Here is a 19,376-nt window from a genome sequence, read left to right on the forward strand (position 1 = left end):
GGAGCCCACGCCCCACACGCACCGGACCCGGTCGGCCACCGCTCCCACCAGGCGGCCGACCACCCCGCTCCGCCCCCGATAAAGTCACCCACCCGGATTGCGGGAGACCGTGTTTGACTTTCTTTCCCACTACGACGACCCCACCCTGCTGGGCGCCTTCTGGATGACGGTGCAGCTCACCTTCTTCTCGGCCATCGGCTCCCTGGTCTGGGGCACGCTGCTGGCCGGTATGCGGGTCAGCCCCGTACCGCTCATGCGCGGTTTCGGCACCGCCTATGTGAACATCGTCCGGAACATCCCCCTGACGGTGATCATCGTCTTCACCTCGCTCGGGCTCGCCGACATCTTCGGCGTGACGATGGGCGCCCCGGACGACTTCGCCCTCCAGGGCTTCCGGCTCGCGGTCCTCGGCCTCGCCGCCTACACCGCCGCCTTCGTCTGCGAGGCGCTGCGCTCCGGCATCAACACGGTGCCGGTGGGACAGGCCGAGTCGGCGCGCGCGCTCGGGCTGAGCTTCATCCAGGTGCTGACCCTCATCGTGCTGCCGCAGGCGTTCCGCGCGGTCATCGGCCCGCTGGCCAACGTACTGATCGCGCTCACCAAGAACACCACCGTGGCCGCCGCCATCGGGGTCGCCGAGGCCGCGCTGCTGATGAAGGAAATGATCGAGAACGAGGCACAGACCCTGCTGATCGGCGCGGTCTTCGCCTTCGGATTCGTGGTTCTGACCCTGCCCACCGGTCTTTTCCTGGGCTGGCTGAGCAAGCGACTGGCGGTGAAGCGATGACCTCCGTCCTCTACGACGCCCCCGGCCCCCGGGCCAAGCTGCGCAACATCATCCTCTCGGTGGTGTTCGTCGTCCTGATGGCGGTGACGGTGTGGTGGGTGTGGCGCACCATGGACGACAAGGGCCAGCTGGAGTGGGCGCTGTGGAAGCCGTTCACCCAGGGTGAGGCGTGGACCACGTATCTGCTGCCCGGCCTGGCGAACACGCTCAAGGCAGCGGCCCTGGCCATGGTCATCGCCCTGCCCCTGGGCGCGGTCTTCGGCATAGCACGCATGTCCGACCACAAGTGGGTACGGGTCCCGGCGGGCGCGGTCGTGGAGTTCTTCCGCGCGATCCCGGTGCTGCTGCTGATGCTGTTCGCCAACGAGGTCTATGTCGGCTTCTCGGGGATCAGCAGTGACGACCGGCCGCTGTACGCGGTCGTCACCGGCCTGGTCCTCTACAACGCCTCGGTCCTCGCCGAGGTCGTCCGGGCGGGCATCCTCGCGCTGCCCAAGGGGCAGACGGAGGCGGCGCAGGCGATCGGGCTGCGCAAGGGCCAGACGATGACGTTCATCCTGCTGCCCCAGGCCGTCACCGCGATGCTCCCGGCGATCGTCAGCCAGCTCGTCGTGATCGTGAAGGACACCGCGCTGGGCGGGGTGCTGCTGAACTTCACCGAGCTGCTGAACTCCCGCGGCACCCTCGCCGCGAACTACGCCAACGTCATCCCCAGCTTCATCGTCGTCGCCATCATCTTCATCGTCCTGAACTTCATCCTGACCAGCTTCGCGAGCTGGCTGGAGCAGCGGCTGCGGCGCAGCAAGCGCAGCACGGGGGCGGTGCTCGGGGCGGAGCAGATGGAGGAGCTGAACGCGGCGGAGGTCGGGGGCAGCTTCGGGACCGGCGCCGAGGGCAACCCCCACTGAGCGGGGTCCGCCCTCGCAAGGCCCCGACGAGGTGGGCGGGGCGGGGTCCTGGCCGGGAACGCGCTCCGCGCGGGGCCCGTTCCGCCGGATGGCCGGTGACGGACTGATGATCCGTCAATAGCCTGCTGTGACACCGGGGGCAGTGGCAAGATCGCCACTGCCCCCGGTCACTTGACGCAAGCACTGGCAATGGGTTGCATACGTTCTGTGATCGTGCACCCTGCTCCCACCTTCTGTTCACATATGTCCTTCCGGACACCTTCACGCGCAGGGGGCCCCGCGTCGTGGACCCGGTGATCATCGTCGGAGCGGGGCCCGTCGGGCTCACGCTCGCCCTGGCACTGGCCCGCCAGGAAGTCCCCTGTGTCGTCCTGGACGAGTCCCAGGGCGCCGACGAACCACGGCTCGCCCGCACGGCCGTGCTCCGCGAGGACACCGTCGCCCTGCTGACCCGCCTCACCGGCATGCCCCTCGACCGGGCCGGCGCCCACTGGGCCGGATGGCGGTCCCTGCGGCGCAGACAGGTGATGCGCGAGGTCGTGTTCGACGACGTGTACGGGGAGCCGGAGGACCACGCCGGTGACACATGGGACGCCGGTGACATGAGGGAGGACGGCCAGGGGGACGCCTGGCGGGGCGACCGGGACGGCGCGGACGGCTGGAGCGGCGGCCACGCGAGCGCGGGCGGCGGCCGGAACGGCAACCGCCCGACGGGCGGGGACGGCGAGACCGAGGGACCCGGCAGCGCGGGCCCGTCGCCGCTGCACATCGCCCAGCACATCCTGACCGGGGCCCTGCGCGCCGCCCTGGCCCGCGAACCGCTGGTGCGGATCGCCACCGACAGCCGTCTGGACACCATCGAGCAGGAACCGTCCGGCGTCACCGCCCACACCCGTGGCGCCCACCCCACCTGGTGGCGCGGCAGCTACCTGGTCGGCTGCGACGGCCCCCGCTCCACGGTCCGCAAACTCCAGGACATCCGCTTCCCCGGCCGTACGGCGGTGGAACGGCACGCCGTGGCCGCGCTGCGCACCGAACTCCCCTGGCCGGAGCAGGCGTTGCTGCACCGGATGCCGCCCTGGCGGACCTCGTGGCCCTCGGGCGGCGAGGTCACCGCGCGCCCCCTGCCGGACGGCGTCTGGCGGGTGGACTGGCTGCTGCCCCCCGGCAAGGACCTGGTCACCCCCGAACTGCTGGTGACCCTGGTCCGGGAGACCCTGGCGGGCTGGACGGACGGCGGCTCGACACCGCCGTACGACCTGCTGGACACCGGTGTGCACACGGTCCACCACCGGCTGGCCCGGCGCTGGCGGGTCGGGCGGGTCTTCCTCGCGGGCGACGCGGCGCATCTGCTCGGCGCCTTCGGCACGCAGGGGCTGGACGAGAACCTGCGGGACGCCGACAACCTCGCCTGGAAGCTCGCCCTGGCCTGGCACCACGGGCCGCACGAGGCGCTGCTCGACAGCTACCAGGCCGAGCGGCGCGCGGCCATCGCCGCCCGGCTGCGCGCCGCCGACCAGGCGCTGCCGCTGCTGCGCGGCAGCGGTGGCCTGCGCGCCTACGTCCCCGGCGCGACCCGTGGCAACGATCTCCTGCTCGCCGACGCCCACCTGGGCCGGGGCCCCCTCGGCGCGCCCGGGGTGTACACGGACTCGCCGCTCGCGCCCCGGCACATCCAGGCGGAGGTCCCGGTGGACACGCCTCCCGGCGCGCCCGTGGTCGATGTCCGGGTCACCGCCGAGGACGGCTCCTTCGTCCAGCTGCGCGACCGGCTGGGCCGCGGCACTCTGCTGGTCGTACTGATCGCCCCCGGTACGGGGGTCTGGGAGCGCCGCCACTGGGTCACCGCCGGGATCATGCCCCGTCTGGCGGCGGCCGTGACGGCCCTGCCTCACCCGGCCGAACTGCTCGTCGCCGAGAACTATCCGGGGGCCGGGGCCCACACCGTCCTGCTGATCCGCCCCGACGGACACCTCGTGACCGCCCTGGGCGGCGTCCGCCCGGCCGACCTGTACGCGGCGGCGGAGGCGACGGTGCGGGGGGCTCGGGCGGGGGATCCCGAGGGGGCTGGGGAAGCTGGGGGAGATGGGGCGTCCGAGGGGGCCGGGGGAGCTGGGGCCTCCGACGGGGCCGGGGGAGCTGAGACGGCGGGGAAGTCGGGGACGGCGGGGCAGGCTGGGAAGGCTGGGAAGACGGAGCGGGTCGGGAGATCCGGGAAGGCCGGAAGGGCTGGAGCGCCGGGGGACATCAGCCGGTCCGGGAAGTCCGGCGGGCGGTCCGGGAAGTCCGATGGGCCTGGGGAGTCCGGTGGACCCGGAAGGTCCGGTGGGCCGGGAGGCACCGGGCAGCCCGGAGAGTCCGAGGACTCCGGGAATCCCAAGAGGTCCGGTGACTCGGAGGGCGCCGGGGGCGCGAAGGCGCCCGAGGGGACGGCCGCCGGTTCCCGTTCCGCACCCGGCCCCGGTGCCAGCTCCACGGTGGACACGGAAGACGCCGAGGCGGGCGTGCGCTGAGGCGACGGCGGGCCGTGACCACCACGGCCCGCCCCCGACGCACCCCCAGTACACGGACCACACCCGCGACACCCACTCCACCACCCACCGCACAACCACACTCACGCTCCGCATCGAAGCCGCCCTCCCCCGTCCCACCTGCTCCTCAGACCTCCGAACGGCAACACCGGCACCCCCACCCCACCGCATCGTCCGCATACTGACTGCCAGTTGACCGGTGAGAAACCGGCGTGGTGTACTCCGGATCGTGATCGACACCTGTGTGCACCTCTGGCGGAGGGTCCATATGGACCTGGTCCGCTACGCGGGTTGCGTGTGTCGCACGTCCTGCTGAACTCGCTCCTCCTCCCTCTCGCGCCTGCCGCCCAAGGCCGCGGCGCGATCCCGCGAACGCTCATCAGGACGGTGCTCCCTTGTCTTTCTCGCCCACCCCCGCTGTCTCGTCACCAGGCGCCCCCACCGACGCCCCGAGCGTGTCCACTCCGACCCAGGCCGACCTCCTCGACTTCGTACGCCGCACCGCCGCCGACACCGACCTGATCGACTCCCTTCCGCTCGACCCGGAGGGCCGGACCTGGGTACGCCTGGAAGGTCCCGGCGGCAGCGAGGCATGGCTGATCGGCTGGCCCCCCGGCAGCGGCACCGGCTGGCACGACCACGCCGACTCGGTCGGCGCCTTCCTCACCGCGCGGGGCGAGCTGACGGAGAACTCACTCGCCGCCCGCCTCCCCACCGACGGCTGGCGGACCCTGGAGTTGTCCGAGGACGTCGACCGCGAGCGCCAGCTGCCCGCGGGCAAGGGCCGCGCCTTCGGTCACCACCACGTCCACGAGGTCCTCAACGAGTCCACCGAGGACCACGCCATCTCGGTCCACGCCTACTACCCCCCGCTCCCCCGCATCCGCCGCTACAGCCGTACCGGCCCGGTGCTGCGCCTGGAGCAGGTGGAACGCCCCGAGGACTGGCAGTGACCACCCGCACCGACCCGGCGGAGGCAGCCCGATGACCACCACCGACGACGGCACCGACCACCCCGTCGGCATCGACGAACTCCTCGCGCGCGTCCGCACCGGCTACCAGCGCATCGCCCCTCAGGAGGCGTTCGAGGCGGCCCGTACCGGCGCCCTCCTCGTGGACATCCGCTATGCCGCCCTGCGCGACCGGGACGGCCTGGTCCCCGGCGCCGTGATCGTCGAGCGCAACGAACTGGAGTGGCGCCTCGATCCCCACGGCAGTCACCGCCTCCCCGAGGCCACCGGCCATGACCTGCGTGTCGTGGTGTTCTGCAACGAGGGGTACGCCTCCAGCCTGGCCGCCGAGTCCCTCCACCGTCTGGGCCTCTACCGGGCCACCGACCTGATCGGCGGCTTCCAGGCGTGGAGATCGGCGGGGTTGCCGGTCACGACGACCGGCTGATCCGCAGCGATGGGGTCGGCGCGGGAAGGGTGCGCGTCGGCCTCACTCCCCGACGGACCCGCCCTCACCTTGACAGGCGCCCCACGGTCACGGGCGGGACTCTCCCCGTCTGCGACGAGCCGCCTTGGACTCGCCGGGCAAGGGCATCGGCCTCCGTTCCGGCTCGCGTGGAAGTCGCTGCTTCCGCTGAAGCCCTGCTCGCGCCGACAACCTCGCCCCATGACCTCCCACGACCGCCGAGCGGCTCTGCCCCCGCGTCGGCCCTGAACGCGATCGACGCCCCCGCGCGCCCACCGTGCTCAGGGCCTCGCAGGCCCCGTCACCCCCGTTGCCCCCGTCGCCCCGCCTCCGACAACCACCCGGGCCGCCAGGCCCAGGGGGACGCCGAAGACGGACCGCCCGCCCCCTCCTTCAGCAGCGCCCTCCCCGCCGCCCCCTCAGTACCCGTCCCCCTCAAGAAACTCTGTCTCCTCCCCCTCGTCCTCCAACGCCTGCCGGACCACCCTCAGGGCCAACCCCTCTGAGTAGCCCTTGCGCGCGAGCATCCCCGCCAGCCGACGCAGCCGCTTGTCCCGGTCGAGCCCTCTGGTCGCGCGGAGCTTGCGGGCGACCAGCTCCCGCGCGGTCTCCTCCTCCTGATCGGCGTCGAGCTGACCCACCGCCGCGTCGATCACCTCGGAGTCGACCCCCTTGGTCCGCAGTTCCCGGGCGAGCGCGCGGCGGGCCAGCCCCCGGCTGTGGTGCCGGGACTCCACCCAGGCGTCCGCGAACGCTCCGTCGTCGATCAGTCCGACCTCCTCGAACCGCGACAGCACCTCGTCCGCCGCCTCGTCCGGGATCTCCCGCTTGCGCAGGGCGTCGGCGAGTTGCTTGCGGGTGCGCGGGGTCCCGGTGAGCAGGCGCAGACAGATCGCCCGCGCCCGCTCGACCGGGTCCCCTGAAGGCTCCCCCTTCTCGGCCCTCGACGAGGAGGGCGAGCCTTCGTCCGTGCCGGACGGCTCCGCGGAGCCCCGCCGACGTCCACGCCCACCGCGTGTCCCGCCGTCGCCGCGCGCTCTCCGGCCGCCCCCGGGGCGACCGCCGCCCGTGTCACCACCGGCAGGGCCGTCGGCCCGCTCGGCACCGTCCGGCGAGGCGCCGCCTCCCGGACGGTGACCGCCGCGCTCCAGGTGGCCACCGCGCTCTCCGTACCCCGCGTCCGCCTGGTGGCCGTAGCCGCCCCAACCGCCGTCGTCCTCCGCTCCCGGCTCCCACGATCCCTCGTACGAGCCGGGGTGCGGCGGGCGCGACCGCTCTGAGCTGCCGGAGTGACCTGAGCGGGCGGGTTCGGCGTACTCGGCCCAGTCGGTTCGCCGTGTCACCGGATCAGCTCTTGGCGGCCGGGGCCTTGGTCTTGGCGGCCTTGCTCGCCGGCGCGGGCACCGTCTTGGCGTCGTCGCCCGGGGTGGCGGTGACCGCGGCGTCCGCGCTCGGCTCGGCGGCGGGCTCCGCGGCGGGACGTACGCCGACGCCCAGCTTCTCCTTGATCTTCCTCTCGATCTCGTTGGCCAGGTCGGGGTTGTCCTTCAGGAAGTTACGCGCGTTCTCCTTGCCCTGGCCGAGCTGGTCGCCCTCGTACGTGTACCAGGCACCGGCCTTGCGGACGAAGCCGTGCTCCACGCCCATGTCGATCAGACCGCCCTCACGGCTGATGCCCTGGCCGTAGAGGATGTCGAACTCGGCCTGCTTGAAGGGCGGCGCCACCTTGTTCTTGACGACCTTGCAGCGGGTGCGGTTGCCGACCGCCTCCGTGCCGTCCTTCAGGGTCTCGATACGACGGATGTCGATCCGCACCGAGGCGTAGAACTTCAGCGCCCGGCCACCGGTCGTGGTCTCCGGCGAGCCGAACATCACGCCGATCTTCTCGCGCAGCTGGTTGATGAAGATCGCGGTGGTCTTCGACTGGTTGAGCGCGCTGGTGATCTTCCGCAGGGCCTGGCTCATCAGCCGGGCCTGGAGACCGACGTGGCTGTCGCCCATCTCGCCCTCGATCTCCGCGCGCGGGACGAGCGCGGCGACGGAGTCGATGACGATCAGGTCGAGCGCGCCGGAGCGGACCAGCATGTCCACGATCTCCAGCGCCTGCTCGCCGTTGTCCGGCTGGGACAGGATCAGGTTGTCGATGTCGACGCCGAGCTTCTTCGCGTACTCGGGGTCGAGGGCGTGCTCCGCGTCCACGAACGCGACCTGGCCGCCCGCCTTCTGCGCGTTCGCCACCGCGTGCAGGGTCAGGGTCGTCTTACCGGAGGACTCCGGTCCATAGATCTCGACGACCCGGCCGCGCGGCAGTCCACCGACGCCCAGGGCCACGTCGAGCGCGGTCGATCCGGTCGGGATGACCTCGATGGGCTCCATCGACCGCTCGCCCATGCGCATGACCGCGCCCTTGCCGAATTGTCGTTCAATCTGTGCGAGTGCGGCATCCAAGGCCTTCTCGCGGTCGGTTCCTGCCATGGGTTCCACCCGATTTGCTTGAGTCGATCGCTTCACGTCAAAAACGCTATCGCCTGCCACTGACAATCCGCCGCGACGCGGGTCCGGCCTGTGGATAACTCGGGTCCTTCTCCACCCAAACCATGTCGAAACACCCACAGGAAGCCTCGCCCGGAGCCTCCATAAGAATGGATGTTCGATTTTCATGTCAAGCGCACCACGCCGCACGAGCACCCTCCGCCACCCCCTCAATAGTCAAGTTTGACTAGCTTGGCCGGGCTGTCTACCGTCAGCGCCATGCCCGAGAAGACGATCCCGATCCTCCCCTGCCCGTCCATCCCCGAACTGGTCGAGTTCTACGAGCACCTGGGCTTCACCGTGGATCTCCTACAGACCCGCCCCAACCCGTACGCGGCGCTCAGCTACGGCGACGGCATCGCGCTGCAGTTCTTCGGCCACAAGGCGGTCGAGCCGGCCGGGTCCTGGTCGACGTGCTACATCACCACGGACCGCGTCGACGCGTTGTACGCCGCCTTCCGCGCCGGGCTGAAGGCGGCCTACGGCCGGGTCCCGACCCGTGGCATCCCCCGCATCGGCCAGCTCAAGGACACCTCGTACGGCGTCCGCCAGTTCCTGGTGACCGATCCCGGCGGCAACTGTCTGCGCATCGGCCAGCCCACCGGAGCGCCCCAGGAGCACACCCCGGCGCCACAGGAGCCCTTCGCCCGAGCCCTGCACCAGGCGTGGCTGCTCGGCATCTCCAAGGAGGACCCCGCCCAGGGCGCCCGAGTCCTCGACCGCGCGCTGTCCCACGTGTCCCCGGCGAGTCCGAGCGAGTACTACCGCGCGCTGGTGCTCCGCGCCGACCTCGCGACCCAGCTCGACGACCCCGTCACCGTCCGTGCCCGCCTCTCCGAGGCGGCGGCCCTGCCGCTCACGGACCAGGAACGCGCGGCTCTGACGGACGAACGGACCCGGGCGACGGACCTGGCCGCGGAGGGGGAGGCGGAGTCGCGCGACGACCTCGACGCAGAGGCGGAGGCCGAGGCGGGGTAGCGCGACGACCTCGACGCAGAGGCGGAGGCCGAGGCGGGGTAGCGCGACGACTTCGCCGCGGAGACGGAAGCCGAGGCGGTTGCGCGACGACTTCGGCGGGAGCGGTGACCGGAGCGCCGCCCTCGCGCCCGCTCACACCGACCCCCTTGGGACCGGCTCACCCCCGCGACACGACGGACCGCTACCGCTCAGGCGCCGGGGACCTTGCTGCCTTCCGGCTCCCCGAGCCCGCCCCGCTCATCGGGCCCGTCCTGTGCAGCCTGCCCGCGCGGGGCGCCGACCGCGTCCGGAGCCCCGGACGCCCGCCGCTCCCACCACTCACGCGTCCGTCTGTAGAGACCCGCCTGCGGCACCCGGTTGCGGTGGCCCTGCACGCGCGCGTCGTCCGCGACGTCGTACCGCTTCACATACGCCCCGAGGAACGCCTGGAGCGTGGCCACCGCGGGGATGGCGATGAGGGCGCCGACCGCGCCCAGCAGGGCCGTCCCGGCGATCACCGAACCGAAGGCGACGGCGGGGTGGATGTCGACGGTCCTGGCGGTCAGCTTGGGCTGGAGGACGTAGTTCTCGAACTGCTGGTAGATCACGACGAAGATCAGCACCCAGAGCGCGTACCAGGGGTCCACGGTGAAGGCGATCAGCATGGGCAGGGCGCCCGCGAGATAGGTGCCGATGGTGGGGATGAACTGCGAGACCAGGCCCACCCACACGGCCAGCACGGGCGCGTACGGCACGCCCAGCGCCTCCAGCAGGATGTAGTGGGCGATGCCGGAGATCAGGGCCATGAGGCCGCGGGAGTAGAGATAGCCGCCGGTCTTGTCGACGGCGATCTCCCAGGCGCGCAGCACCTCGGCCTGGCGGGACGGCGGCAGGACGGAGCAGATGGCGCGCCGCAGCCGGGGGCCGTCGGCGGCGAAGTAGAAGGCGAACAAGGTGACCGTCAGCAGTTGGAACAGCCCGCCGAGCACCTGTGTGGACACGTCCAGCACGCCCGTGGCGCTGTTCTGCACATAGTCGCGCAGCCAGTCGGAGCGGAGCAGGCCCTCCTGGACGTCGACCCGCTTCAGGTCGGTGTTGAAGTGGGTGTTGATCCAGTTGATGACGGAGTCGAGGTACTCGGGGAAGCCCTCGACCATCTTGACGATCTGCCCGGCGAGCAGGGAGCCGAGCATCGTGACGAAACCGGCGACGGCGATCATCACGCCGAAGAAGACGGTCGCCGTGGCCGCCCCGCGCCGCATTCCGCGGGCCGCCATCCAGCTCACCGCGGGCTCGATGGCGAGCGCCAGAAAGAACGCGATGAGGATGTTGATCAGCAGCCCGGTGAGCTGGTGGAAGGCCCAGCTGCCGAACTGGAACACGGCGATCAGCGCGAGTGCGAGCACCATGGCGCGGGGCAGCCAGCGCGGCATGCGCGCGCCCGGCCCGGCGGCACGTCCGGCCGGGGGCCGTACGGGCGGGGTCGGGTCGGGCGTGGAGGTGTCCGGGGCTGCCTGCCCGGCGTCGTCAGTGGGTGCCACGGAGCAAGTCTCACCCACGCCGCTGACAATCGGATACGGTCCGGAGATCTTCGTGACCGGTCAGCGCTTCTCCTGTGGCACGTTCATGACCAAGCAGACCACGCGCCACACATCCTTCGCCTGCCAGCCGGAGTCCAGCGCCTCATGTACGGTCCGCCCGCCCAGTTCGGACATGACGTGATCGTGCGCGAAGGTCTCGGCGTATCCCGTGCCGAAGTGCTCCGCCATCCGTTCCCAGAAGACCGTCAACCGCATGAACCCAGTATCCCGCCCCTGAGAGTGGGCCCCGGGCCGGGACGGCTCGCGGTGCCGACGCGCGCCCTACGGTCGGACGCATGGCCGCAGCCGGAGCCGCCGCGCTCCCTTCCACGCCCCCGGCGCACACCCCGCTCGCACGCGCGGGTCAGTTCATCTGGCTCACCGCGCGGGTGCTGGAGCAGCGCCTGTTCGCGTATCACTTCCTGGGCGGTGAGGCGGGCCCCGTCGAGACCGCCCTGGACGCCTACCGCAATACCGACGGCGGGTACGGCCACGCCCTGGAGCCCGATCTGCGGGGCCCGGTCAGTGAGCCGTCGCACACCGTGCACGCGCTGCGGGTGCTGGACGCCGTCGGACGGTGCGGTGGGCAGCGGGTGGAGCGGCTGTGCCGCTATCTGACGGGTGTCTCCACGCCGGACGGCGCGCTGCCCGCCGTCCGCCCCGGCCTGCGGGGCTTTCCGGCGGCCCCGTTCGTCCCGGTCGCGGCCGACCCGCCGAGCACGCTCCTGGCGACCGGCCCGGTGGTCGGCGTACTGCACCGCAACGAGGTGTGGCACGCGTGGCTGTTCCGCGCGACGGACTTCTGCTGGTCGGCGGTCGACGCCCTGGAGACGCCGCATCCGTACGAGGTCCAGGCGGCCGTGGCCTTCCTGGAGTCCGTGCCGGACCGTCCCCGCGCGGAGGCCGCCGCCGACCGGCTCGGCCGTCTGGTGCGCGGGCAGCGGCTGGCGGTCCTCGACCCGGAGCGCCCCGAGGCGTTCCCGTCGGCGGTGGGCGACACGCCCGGGGAGCGCCACTGCCCGCACGACTACGCGCGGACGTCCCGCTCGCTCGCGCGCGGCTGGTTCACGGACGACGAGATGGCCCGTTCCCTGGACTTCCTCGCGGCCCGGCAGCGGGCGGACGGCGGCTGGCCGGTGAACCGGCGCCAATGGGCCGCCGTACCGGCCGCGGAGGCCCGTCCCCTGGTGACGATCGAGGCGCTGCGCACCCTCAAGGCGTACGGCCGTCCCCTCGGCTGACCGCGCGGCGCCTCACCCGCCCAGGGCGCGCACGCCGGCCGTGACGAGGACGGCCGCCGCGACGACCACCAGGAAGGGCGCCCGCAGGACCAGCGCCACAGCGGCGGCGGCGAGCCCCGCCGCCCGCGCGTCGAAGATCAGCGTGTGTCCGTCGGCGAAGGTCTGCTGGGCCGTGAGGGCGGCGAGCAGGGCCACCGGCAGCAGCGCCGCGAGCCGCTTCACCAGGGGCCGTTCCAGGACGCCCGCAGGGACGAGCAGTCCGATGAGCTTGACCGCGTAGCAGCCGACGGCGGTGAGTCCGACCGCGATCCAGATGCTCACCGGTTCTCCTCCTGTCCGCGCGGCTTGTCGCCGAGGTGCTGTCTGGGCGCCTTGTCCGTGGTGTTCCGTCCAGGCGCTTCGTCGGTGGTGTTCTGTCGGCCTGTCTCGTCGGCGGTGTTCCGTCGGCCCGGCTCGCCGGTGGCGTTCGTGGAGCGCCGTCCGCGCGGTGTACCGTCGCGCCCCGAGCGCCGCCCTTCGGCCCACAGGACGGCCGGCGCCGCGAGCGCCGCCACGAGGACGGGCACCCCCGCGGGCAGGACCGGCAGCAGGGCCAGTCCGAGGACGACGGCGAGCCCGGCGACGGTCCGTTCCGTGGGGGTCCGCAGCATCGGCGCGAGCAGCGCCAGGAAGACCGCCGGTCCGGCCGCGTCCAGGCCCCACGCGTCGGTGTCGCCGATGGCCTCGGCACCGAGAGCGCCCAGCAGGGTGGTGAGGTTCCACAGCAGATACAGGCTCAGCCCGGTGACGGTGAACCCGACCCGCGCGGCACGCCGGGTGGGCTGGGCGAGGGCGACGGCCGTGGTCTCGTCGATGACCCACTGGGCGGCGAACGGCCGCACCGCGCGGGGCAGGGCCAGCACCTGCGACAGCCGCAGTCCGTAGAACGCGTTCCGTGTGCCGAGGAAGAACGCCCCCGCGGCGGCCGTGAAGGGGTTCCCGCCCGCCGCGAGCGCACCCACCAGGGCGAACTGGGACGCGCCGGTGAACACCAGCAGGCTGAGCACACATGTCTGGGCGAGGGTGAGCCCGCTCCCCGCCGAGGTGACCCCGAAGGCGAAGCCGGACAGTCCTACGGCGACCCCGACTCCGAGGGCGTCGCGGACGACGGCCCGGTCGGATTTCGCCGGGACGTCGGCCCGTATGTCGGGGAGGGCGGTGTGTTGAGCGGTCTGTTCTGCCACACGCCGGACGGTAGGAGCAGCCCCGGCTCCGCGTCTTGTACGTTCTTGCGCTCCCGCTGGTAGGCGCCAGGGGGCACACCGACGATCCGGGCGAAGTGCCGGTTCAGATGCGGCTGGTCCGTGAAACCGACCGCAAGGGCGGCCTCGGCCGGTGCCGTGCCGTCGTCCAGGAGCCGCCGGGCCCGGCGGACCCGGATGTCGGTCAGCCAGGTGTGCGGCGGCATGCCGTACGTGTCACGGAAGGCCCGCAGCAGGGCGAAGGGGCTGGTCCCCAGGTCGGCGGCGAGCTGTTCCAGGGTGGGCGGGTCGGTCATCCGCTCCTCCAGCACGGCCCGCGCGCGGGCCGCGTTGCGGGCACCGGCGGTGCGGACCTCACGCCGCGGCAGCGGTCCGCCGTTCAGCCGCAGCAGCCGGGTCACCGCGACCCGCAGCAGCGTGTCGGCGGCCAGGGCGTTCCCCTCGTCGGCGGCGCGCAGCACCCGGTGCACCAGCGCGACGGAGTAGGGGTCGTCGAGGACCGGCCGGGCGAAGCCGGGCGTGCCGCGCAGGGTGGTGGTCTCGGCCGCTATCTCGGCCATGAGGTCGGGCGACGGGTACACGGCCCCGTACCGCCAGCCCTCGGGGACGCCCGCCCGTCCGGTGTGCGGGGTGTCGGGATTGACCAGTGCCAGGGACCCGGCACCGGCGTACTGGTCTGCCCCGCCGTGGTGGAAGACCTCCACCCCGTCGGTGACGGCGGCTATCACGAAGTGCTCGTGGGTGTGGCGGACGAACGTCTTGCGGATGTACCGGGCCCGCAGCAGATCGACACCGGGCAGCTCCGCGTACCGCCAGTGCCGCGCTCGCTCGTCCCGACCGGCCATGTCCCCCATTCTCCGCCACCTGGCCGAAATCCTCGCCGCCCCGACCCACCGACGCACCCCTGGGCACCCCGCGCACCCCGCGCACCCCGCGCACCCCGGGCAGCGCGGGCACCTCACCCACCACGTACCGCACACATCCCAGGCGCCCCACTCATCCCGCTCACCCCAGGCGCTCCGCACACCCCGACAGCCGACCGCCCGCCTCCGCCCCGCCACCACCCCAGACCGCCAGCCCACCCCACCCCGCCGCACTCAACCTCACATCTCCGCAGGTCAGAGCAGCCGCGGTCCGATTGTCAGTGGCGGGGTGCAGGATGGACGCATGGTCAGCGCACGCCGAGCCCTCGACGGCTTCTCCCCCGCCACCCGCGGCTGGTTCACGGGTGCGTTCTCCGCGCCCACCGCCGCTCAGGCGGGCGCGTGGCAGGCCATCGGCGAGGGTTCGGACGTGCTGGTGGTCGCCCCGACGGGCTCCGGCAAGACGCTGGCCGCGTTCCTCGCCGCCCTCGACCAGTTGGCTTCCGCCCCGCCCCCGGCGGACGCGAAGAAGCGCTGCCGGGTGCTGTACGTGTCGCCGCTGAAGGCGCTGGCCGTCGATGTCGAGCGCAATCTGCGCAGCCCGCTGACCGGCATCCGTCAGGAGTCCGTCCGCCTGGGCCTGCCCGAGCCGGACGTGAAGGTCGGCATCCGCTCCGGCGACACCCCGGCCGCCGAGCGCCGCGCGCTGTCCACTCGCCCGCCGGACATCCTGATCACCACCCCCGAGTCCCTGTTCCTGATGCTGACGTCGGCCACGCGGGACGCGCTGACCGGCGTCGAGACGGTGATCCTGGACGAGGTGCACGCGGTGGCGGGCACCAAGCGGGGCGCGCATCTGGCGCTGTCCCTGGAGCGCCTCGACGAGCTGCTGCCGAGGCCGGCCCGTCGAATCGGCCTGTCGGCGACCGTCCGCCCGGTCGACGAGGTGGCCCGCTTCCTGTCCCCGCAGCGCAAGGTGGAGATCGTCCAGCCACGCTCCGGCAAGGAGTTCGACCTGTCGGTCGTCGTCCCGGTCGAGGATCTGGGGGAGCTGGGCGGCTCCCCGGTCGCCGACGGTTCCGAGGGCGCCGAGCGGCCGTCGATCTGGCCGCATGTGGAGGAGCGGATCGCCGACCTCGTCCAGTCCCACCGGTCCACGATCGTCTTCGCCAACTCCCGCCGCCTGGCCGAGCGCTTGTGCAACCGGCTCAACGAGATCGCCTACGAGCGGGCCACCGGCGAGCCCCTGGACGAGCACCACTCCCCGGCCGAGCTGATGGGCGGCTCCGGCGCCGCCCAGGGCGCCCCGCCGGTCATCGCCCGCGCCCACCACGGCTCGGTGTCCAAGGAGCAGCGCGCGCTGGTGGAGGAGGACCTCAAGGCGGGCCGTCTGCCCGCGGTGGTCGCCACGTCCAGTCTGGAGCTGGGCATCGACATGGGCGCGGTGGATCTCGTCGTCCAGGTCGAGTCCCCGCCGTCGGTGGCGTCCGGGCTCCAGCGGGTGGGCCGCGCGGGGCACCAGGTGGGCGCGGTCTCCACAGGCGTGGTGTTCCCGAAGTACCGGGGCGATCTGGTGCAGGCGGCCGTGGTCACCGAGCGGATGCGCACGGGCTCCATCGAGTCCCTGAGGGTCCCCGCCAACCCGCTGGACGTCCTGGCGCAGCAGCTCGTCGCCATGACGTCCCTGGACACCTGGCAGGTGGACGACCTGCTCGCCCTGGTCCGGCGGGCGGCCCCCTTCGCCTCCCTCCCGGAGTCGGCGTTCACCGGCGTCCTCGACATGCTCGCGGGCCGCTATCCCTCCGACGCGTTCGCCGAGTTGCGCCCGCGCGTGGTGTGGGACCGGGTCCTGGGCACGGTCACCGGCCGCCCCGGGGCCCAGCGACTCGCCGTGACCTCCGGGGGCACGATCCCGGACCGCGGTCTGTTCGGTGTGTTCCTGGCCGGGTCCGACCCCAAGAAGGGCGGCGGCCGGGTCGGCGAGCTGGACGAGGAGATGGTCTACGAGTCCCGCGTGGGGGACGTCTTCACGCTGGGCACCAGTTCCTGGCGGATCGAGGACATCACGCGCGACCGCGTGCTGGTCTCCCCCGCGCCCGGCGTGCCGGGACGGCTGCCGTTCTGGAAGGGCGACCAGTTGGGCCGCCCGCTGGAGCTGGGCCGCGCGGTGGGGGCGTTCCTGCGCGAGGTCGGCTCGCTGAGCCGCGAGGACGCCCGGCTGCGCCTGGTCGCCGCCGGGCTGGACGCGTGGGCGGCGGACAACGTGCTGTCGTACCTGGCCGAGCAGCGCGAGGCGTGCGGACACGTCCCGGACGACCGGACGATCGTCGTGGAGCGCTTCCGCGACGAACTGGGCGACTGGCGGGTCGTGGTGCATTCCCCGTTCGGCGCCCAGGTCCACGCCCCCTGGGCACTCGCCCTCGGCGCCCGGCTCAGCGAGCGGTACGGCATGGACGCGCAGGTCATGCACGCCGACGACGGCATCGTGCTGCGCCTGCCGGACGCCGATCTGCTCGGCCTGGACCTCCTCGACCAGGAGCCCCGCACAGCGGGCACGGAGTACGACGCCGAGCAGGCCCCCGTCGGCGCGGCGGACGTCGTCTTCGACAAGGGCGAGGTCGACCAGGTCGTCACCGACCAGGTCGGCGGCTCGGCCCTGTTCGCGTCCCGTTTCCGCGAGTGCGCCGCCCGCGCGCTGCTGCTGCCCCGCCGCAACCCCGGTCGGCGCACGCCACTGTGGCAGCAGCGCCAGCGCGCCTCCCAGCTCCTGGAGGTCGCGGGCGAGTACGGCTCCTTCCCGATCGTCCTGGAAGCGGTCCGCGAGTGCCTCCAGGACGTCTTCGACGTCCCCGGCCTGACCGAGCTGATGGGCGACCTGGAGTCCCGCAAGGTCCGCCTGGTCGAGGTCACCACCCCCGAACCGTCCCCCTTCGCCCGCTCCCTCCTCTTCGGCTATGTCGCCCAGTTCCTGTACGAGGGGGACTCCCCGCTCGCCGAGCGCCGCGCGGCGGCCCTGTCGCTGGACTCCCGGCTGCTGGCGGAGCTGCTGGGCCAGGCGGAGCTGCGTGAGCTGCTCGACGCCGAGGTGCTGGCCGAGCTGGAACGCGAGCTGCAATGGCGTACCGAGGACCGCCGGGCCAAGGACGCCGAGGGCGTCGCCGACCTGCTGCGGATGCTCGGGCCGCTCACCGACGCGGAGCTGGCCGAGCGGGGCGCGGAGCCCTCATGGGCGCCGGAGCTGGCCCGCTCCCGCCGTGCCATCAGGGTGCGCGTCGCGGGCGCCGACCACTGGGCGGCGATCGAGGACGCGGGCCGGCTGCGCGACGCGCTGGGCACCGCCCTCCCGGTGGGCGTCCCCGAGGCGTTCACCGAGCCCGTGAAGGACCCGCTCGGCGACCTCCTCGCCCGGTACGCCCGCACCCACGGCCCGTTCACCTCGGCCACGGCGGCGGCCCGGTTCGGTCTGGGCGTGGCCGTCACCGAGGGCGCCCTCCAGCGGCTCGCGGCGGGGGGCAGGGTCGTCCAGGGCGAGTTCCACCCGGCGGGCATCGGCCAGGAGTGGTGCGATGCGACCGTACTGCGCAGGCTGCGCCGCCGCTCCCTGGCCGCGCTGCGCCAAGAGCTGGAACCGGTGCCACCGGCCGCCCTGGCCGAGTTCCTCCCGCAGTGGCAGCACATCGGCAAGGGCCACGCCCTGCGCGGCGCCGACGGCCTGATCCGCGCGGTGGAGCAGCTCCAGGGCGCCTCCGTACCGGCGTCGGCCCTGGAGAAGCTGATCCTGCCGTCCCGTGTCACGCACTACGCCCCCGCCCTGCTGGACGAACTGACGGCGGCCGGGGAGATCGTCTGGGCAGGTGCCGGTTCCCTGCCCGGCAAGGACGGCTGGGTCTCCCTCTACCTCGCGGACACGGCCCCCCTGCTGCTGCCGGACCCGCACCCCCTGGAGCTGACAGCGCTGCACGCATCGGTCCTGACCGCCCTGGCAGGCGGCTACGGCCTGTTCTTCCGCCAGATCGCCGACCATGTCCGCGCGACCACCCACCCCGACGCCACCGACCCCCAGCTCGCCGACGCCCTGTGGGACCTGGCCTGGTCCGGTCGGCTCACCAACGACACACTGACCCCCCTGCGCGCCCTCCTCGGCTCGGGCCGTACGGCGGGCTCCACGGCCCACCGCGCCAAGCGTGCCGTCCCGCGCGGACGGTACGGCTCCTTGACGGCCGCCGCGCGCCCGGCCTCCCGCAGCGGCCCCCCGACCGTCGCGGGCCGCTGGTCCCTGCTCCCGGCCGGTGAGCCCGACCCCACGGTCCGGGCCCACGCCCGCGCCCGCGCCCTCCTGGACCGGCACGGCGTGGTGACCCGGGGCGCGGTCGCTGCCGAGGGCGTCGAAGGCGGCTTCTCGGCGACCTACCGCATCCTGTCCGCGTTCGAGGACAGCGGCCAGGCCCGCCGCGGCTATGTGGTCGAGGGCCTCGGTGCCGCGCAGTTCGCCATGGACGGCGCGGTGGACCGCCTCCGCGCGGTGGCCAACGCCCGCGAACGAGGCGAGACCTTCACGGCATCGGGCGGCGGCCACGACACCGACGCCCCCACCGCCGCGAGGCCCGACATCGACCCGGGCCTCGACTGGACAGCAGCCTTCGACCCCGACACGGCCTTCGACTCAGGCACAACGTCCGGCACCGACCCGGCGCCCTCCAGCCCGACAGGCCCCCGCGGCCCCGCGGACTTCCAGGACTTCCCCAACTTCCCGGCGTACCGCCCCACACCCGGCGACTACATCTCCCCCCGAGACCACACCCCGCAGGACCCCGCCCCCTGGCTGACCGCCTCCGCCTCGCCCTACCCGACCCACCCCTCCGGTACCCGGGGTTCACGAAGAACGCCCGCCTCCCGAGCCGTCGTCCTGGCCGCCGCCGACCCGGCGAACGCCTACGGCGCGGCCCTGCCATGGCCGGAGCCCCCCACCGGAGCCGGACACAAGCCGGGCCGCAAGGCGGGATCCCTCGTCGTCCTGGTCGACGGCGAGCTGACCCTGTACATGGAGCGCGGCGGCAAGACCCTGCTGGCCTGGCCCACAGACCCCCAGACCCATCCCACCGACGACCCCCGTCTGCGCGAAGCCACCGAAGCGCTGGCCGCATCCGCCCGAGCGGGCTCCCTGGGCACGGTCACGGTCGAACGCGTCAACGGCACCACAGCCCTCACCTCCCCCTTCGGCACCCTCCTGGAGACCGCGGGCTTCATCGCCACCCCACGCGGCCTCCGCCTCCGCGCCTGACCCCCGGTCCCCGACCCCACCCCACACCTCATGCGACCC

Annotated in this window: 16 protein-coding genes; 9 read left to right on the forward strand and 7 right to left on the reverse strand. The window is 73.1% G+C overall.

What is annotated here, in order from left to right; genetic code table 11:
• The first annotated feature begins 109 nt into the window (after positions 1–109).
• The 6 genes from AB0D49_RS02075 (at position 110) to AB0D49_RS02100 (ending at position 5,624) form a co-directional block, all read left to right on the forward strand.
• Complete coding sequence (locus AB0D49_RS02075) at positions 110–787, forward strand: amino acid ABC transporter permease (protein WP_362749176.1); 678 nt, start codon at positions 110–112, stop codon at positions 785–787.
• Positions 784–1,695: an amino acid ABC transporter permease gene (locus tag AB0D49_RS02080; RefSeq protein WP_362749178.1), complete on the forward strand. Its 912-nt coding sequence runs from the start codon at positions 784–786 to the stop codon at positions 1,693–1,695. Before AB0D49_RS02075 ends, AB0D49_RS02080 begins: the two co-directional genes overlap by 4 nt.
• Positions 1,696–1,979: 284 nt before the next feature.
• Positions 1,980–4,208 (forward strand): FAD-dependent monooxygenase, encoded by a 2,229-nt coding sequence (locus AB0D49_RS02085; protein WP_362749181.1) that lies wholly within the window; start codon positions 1,980–1,982, stop codon positions 4,206–4,208.
• 262 nt (positions 4,209–4,470) lie between these two features.
• A complete protein-coding gene (locus tag AB0D49_RS02090) occupies positions 4,471–4,542 on the forward strand; it encodes a putative leader peptide (RefSeq protein ID WP_318653148.1) in 72 nt (23 codons plus the stop codon).
• A 139-nt stretch (positions 4,543–4,681) separates the two neighbouring features.
• Entirely contained in the window at positions 4,682–5,179 is a 498-nt protein-coding gene (locus AB0D49_RS02095) for a cysteine dioxygenase (protein WP_362749184.1), read from the forward strand.
• A gap of 31 nt (positions 5,180–5,210) precedes the next feature.
• The gene (locus AB0D49_RS02100; RefSeq protein ID WP_362749187.1) at positions 5,211–5,624 is read left to right on the forward strand and encodes a rhodanese-like domain-containing protein; all 414 of its coding nucleotides are present in this window, start codon (positions 5,211–5,213) and stop codon (positions 5,622–5,624) included.
• Positions 5,625–6,061: 437 nt separating this feature from the next.
• Here the strand turns inward: AB0D49_RS02100 and recX are convergent, their stop codons facing one another.
• Positions 6,062–6,985, reverse strand: a complete 924-nt coding sequence (gene recX / locus AB0D49_RS02105; protein WP_362749190.1) for a recombination regulator RecX — start codon at positions 6,983–6,985, stop codon at positions 6,062–6,064.
• 4 nt (positions 6,986–6,989) lie between these two features.
• The gene (recA, locus tag AB0D49_RS02110; RefSeq protein WP_362749193.1) at positions 6,990–8,117 is read right to left on the reverse strand and encodes a recombinase RecA; all 1,128 of its coding nucleotides are present in this window, start codon (positions 8,115–8,117) and stop codon (positions 6,990–6,992) included.
• 276 nt (positions 8,118–8,393) lie between these two features.
• On the opposite strand from recA, the gene AB0D49_RS02115 reads away from it, so the two are divergent.
• Entirely contained in the window at positions 8,394–9,152 is a 759-nt protein-coding gene (locus tag AB0D49_RS02115) for a VOC family protein (RefSeq protein ID WP_362749196.1), read from the forward strand.
• A 188-nt stretch (positions 9,153–9,340) separates the two neighbouring features.
• Here the strand turns inward: AB0D49_RS02115 and AB0D49_RS02120 are convergent, their stop codons facing one another.
• Positions 9,341–10,672 carry an AI-2E family transporter gene (locus AB0D49_RS02120; RefSeq protein ID WP_362749199.1) on the reverse strand — a complete coding sequence of 444 codons (1,332 nt, stop codon included), beginning with the start codon at positions 10,670–10,672 and terminating at the stop codon, positions 9,341–9,343.
• A 60-nt stretch (positions 10,673–10,732) separates the two neighbouring features.
• Entirely contained in the window at positions 10,733–10,927 is a 195-nt protein-coding gene (locus tag AB0D49_RS02125; RefSeq protein ID WP_362749202.1) for a DUF3046 domain-containing protein, read from the reverse strand.
• Positions 10,928–11,007: 80 nt separating this feature from the next.
• On the opposite strand from AB0D49_RS02125, the gene AB0D49_RS02130 reads away from it, so the two are divergent.
• Positions 11,008–11,952, forward strand: a complete 945-nt coding sequence (locus AB0D49_RS02130) for a hypothetical protein (RefSeq protein ID WP_362749205.1) — start codon at positions 11,008–11,010, stop codon at positions 11,950–11,952.
• Positions 11,953–11,964: 12 nt separating this feature from the next.
• Here AB0D49_RS02130 and AB0D49_RS02135 read toward each other — a convergent pair whose 3' ends face one another.
• Genes AB0D49_RS02135 through AB0D49_RS02145 form a run of 3 tightly spaced genes read right to left on the reverse strand, consistent with a single transcriptional unit; the run spans position 11,965 to position 14,038 of the window.
• Positions 11,965–12,273, reverse strand: a complete 309-nt coding sequence (locus AB0D49_RS02135) for an AzlD domain-containing protein (protein ID WP_362749208.1) — start codon at positions 12,271–12,273, stop codon at positions 11,965–11,967.
• Positions 12,270–13,136 (reverse strand): AzlC family ABC transporter permease, encoded by an 867-nt coding sequence (locus AB0D49_RS02140; protein ID WP_362749328.1) that lies wholly within the window; start codon positions 13,134–13,136, stop codon positions 12,270–12,272. Before AB0D49_RS02140 ends, AB0D49_RS02135 begins: the two co-directional genes overlap by 4 nt.
• Entirely contained in the window at positions 13,064–14,038 is a 975-nt protein-coding gene (locus AB0D49_RS02145) for an AraC family transcriptional regulator (protein WP_362749211.1), read from the reverse strand. Before AB0D49_RS02145 ends, AB0D49_RS02140 begins: the two co-directional genes overlap by 73 nt.
• A 322-nt stretch (positions 14,039–14,360) precedes the next feature.
• Between AB0D49_RS02145 and AB0D49_RS02150 the strand changes: the two genes are divergently transcribed.
• On the forward strand, positions 14,361–19,337 hold the full coding sequence (locus AB0D49_RS02150) for an ATP-dependent helicase (RefSeq protein ID WP_362749214.1): 4,977 nt from the start codon (positions 14,361–14,363) through the stop codon (positions 19,335–19,337).
• Positions 19,338–19,376 lie beyond the last annotated feature (39 nt).

This window comes from Streptomyces sp. NPDC048290 (genome assembly GCF_040652095.1).
Classification (GTDB): Bacteria; Actinomycetota; Actinomycetes; order Streptomycetales; family Streptomycetaceae; genus Streptomyces.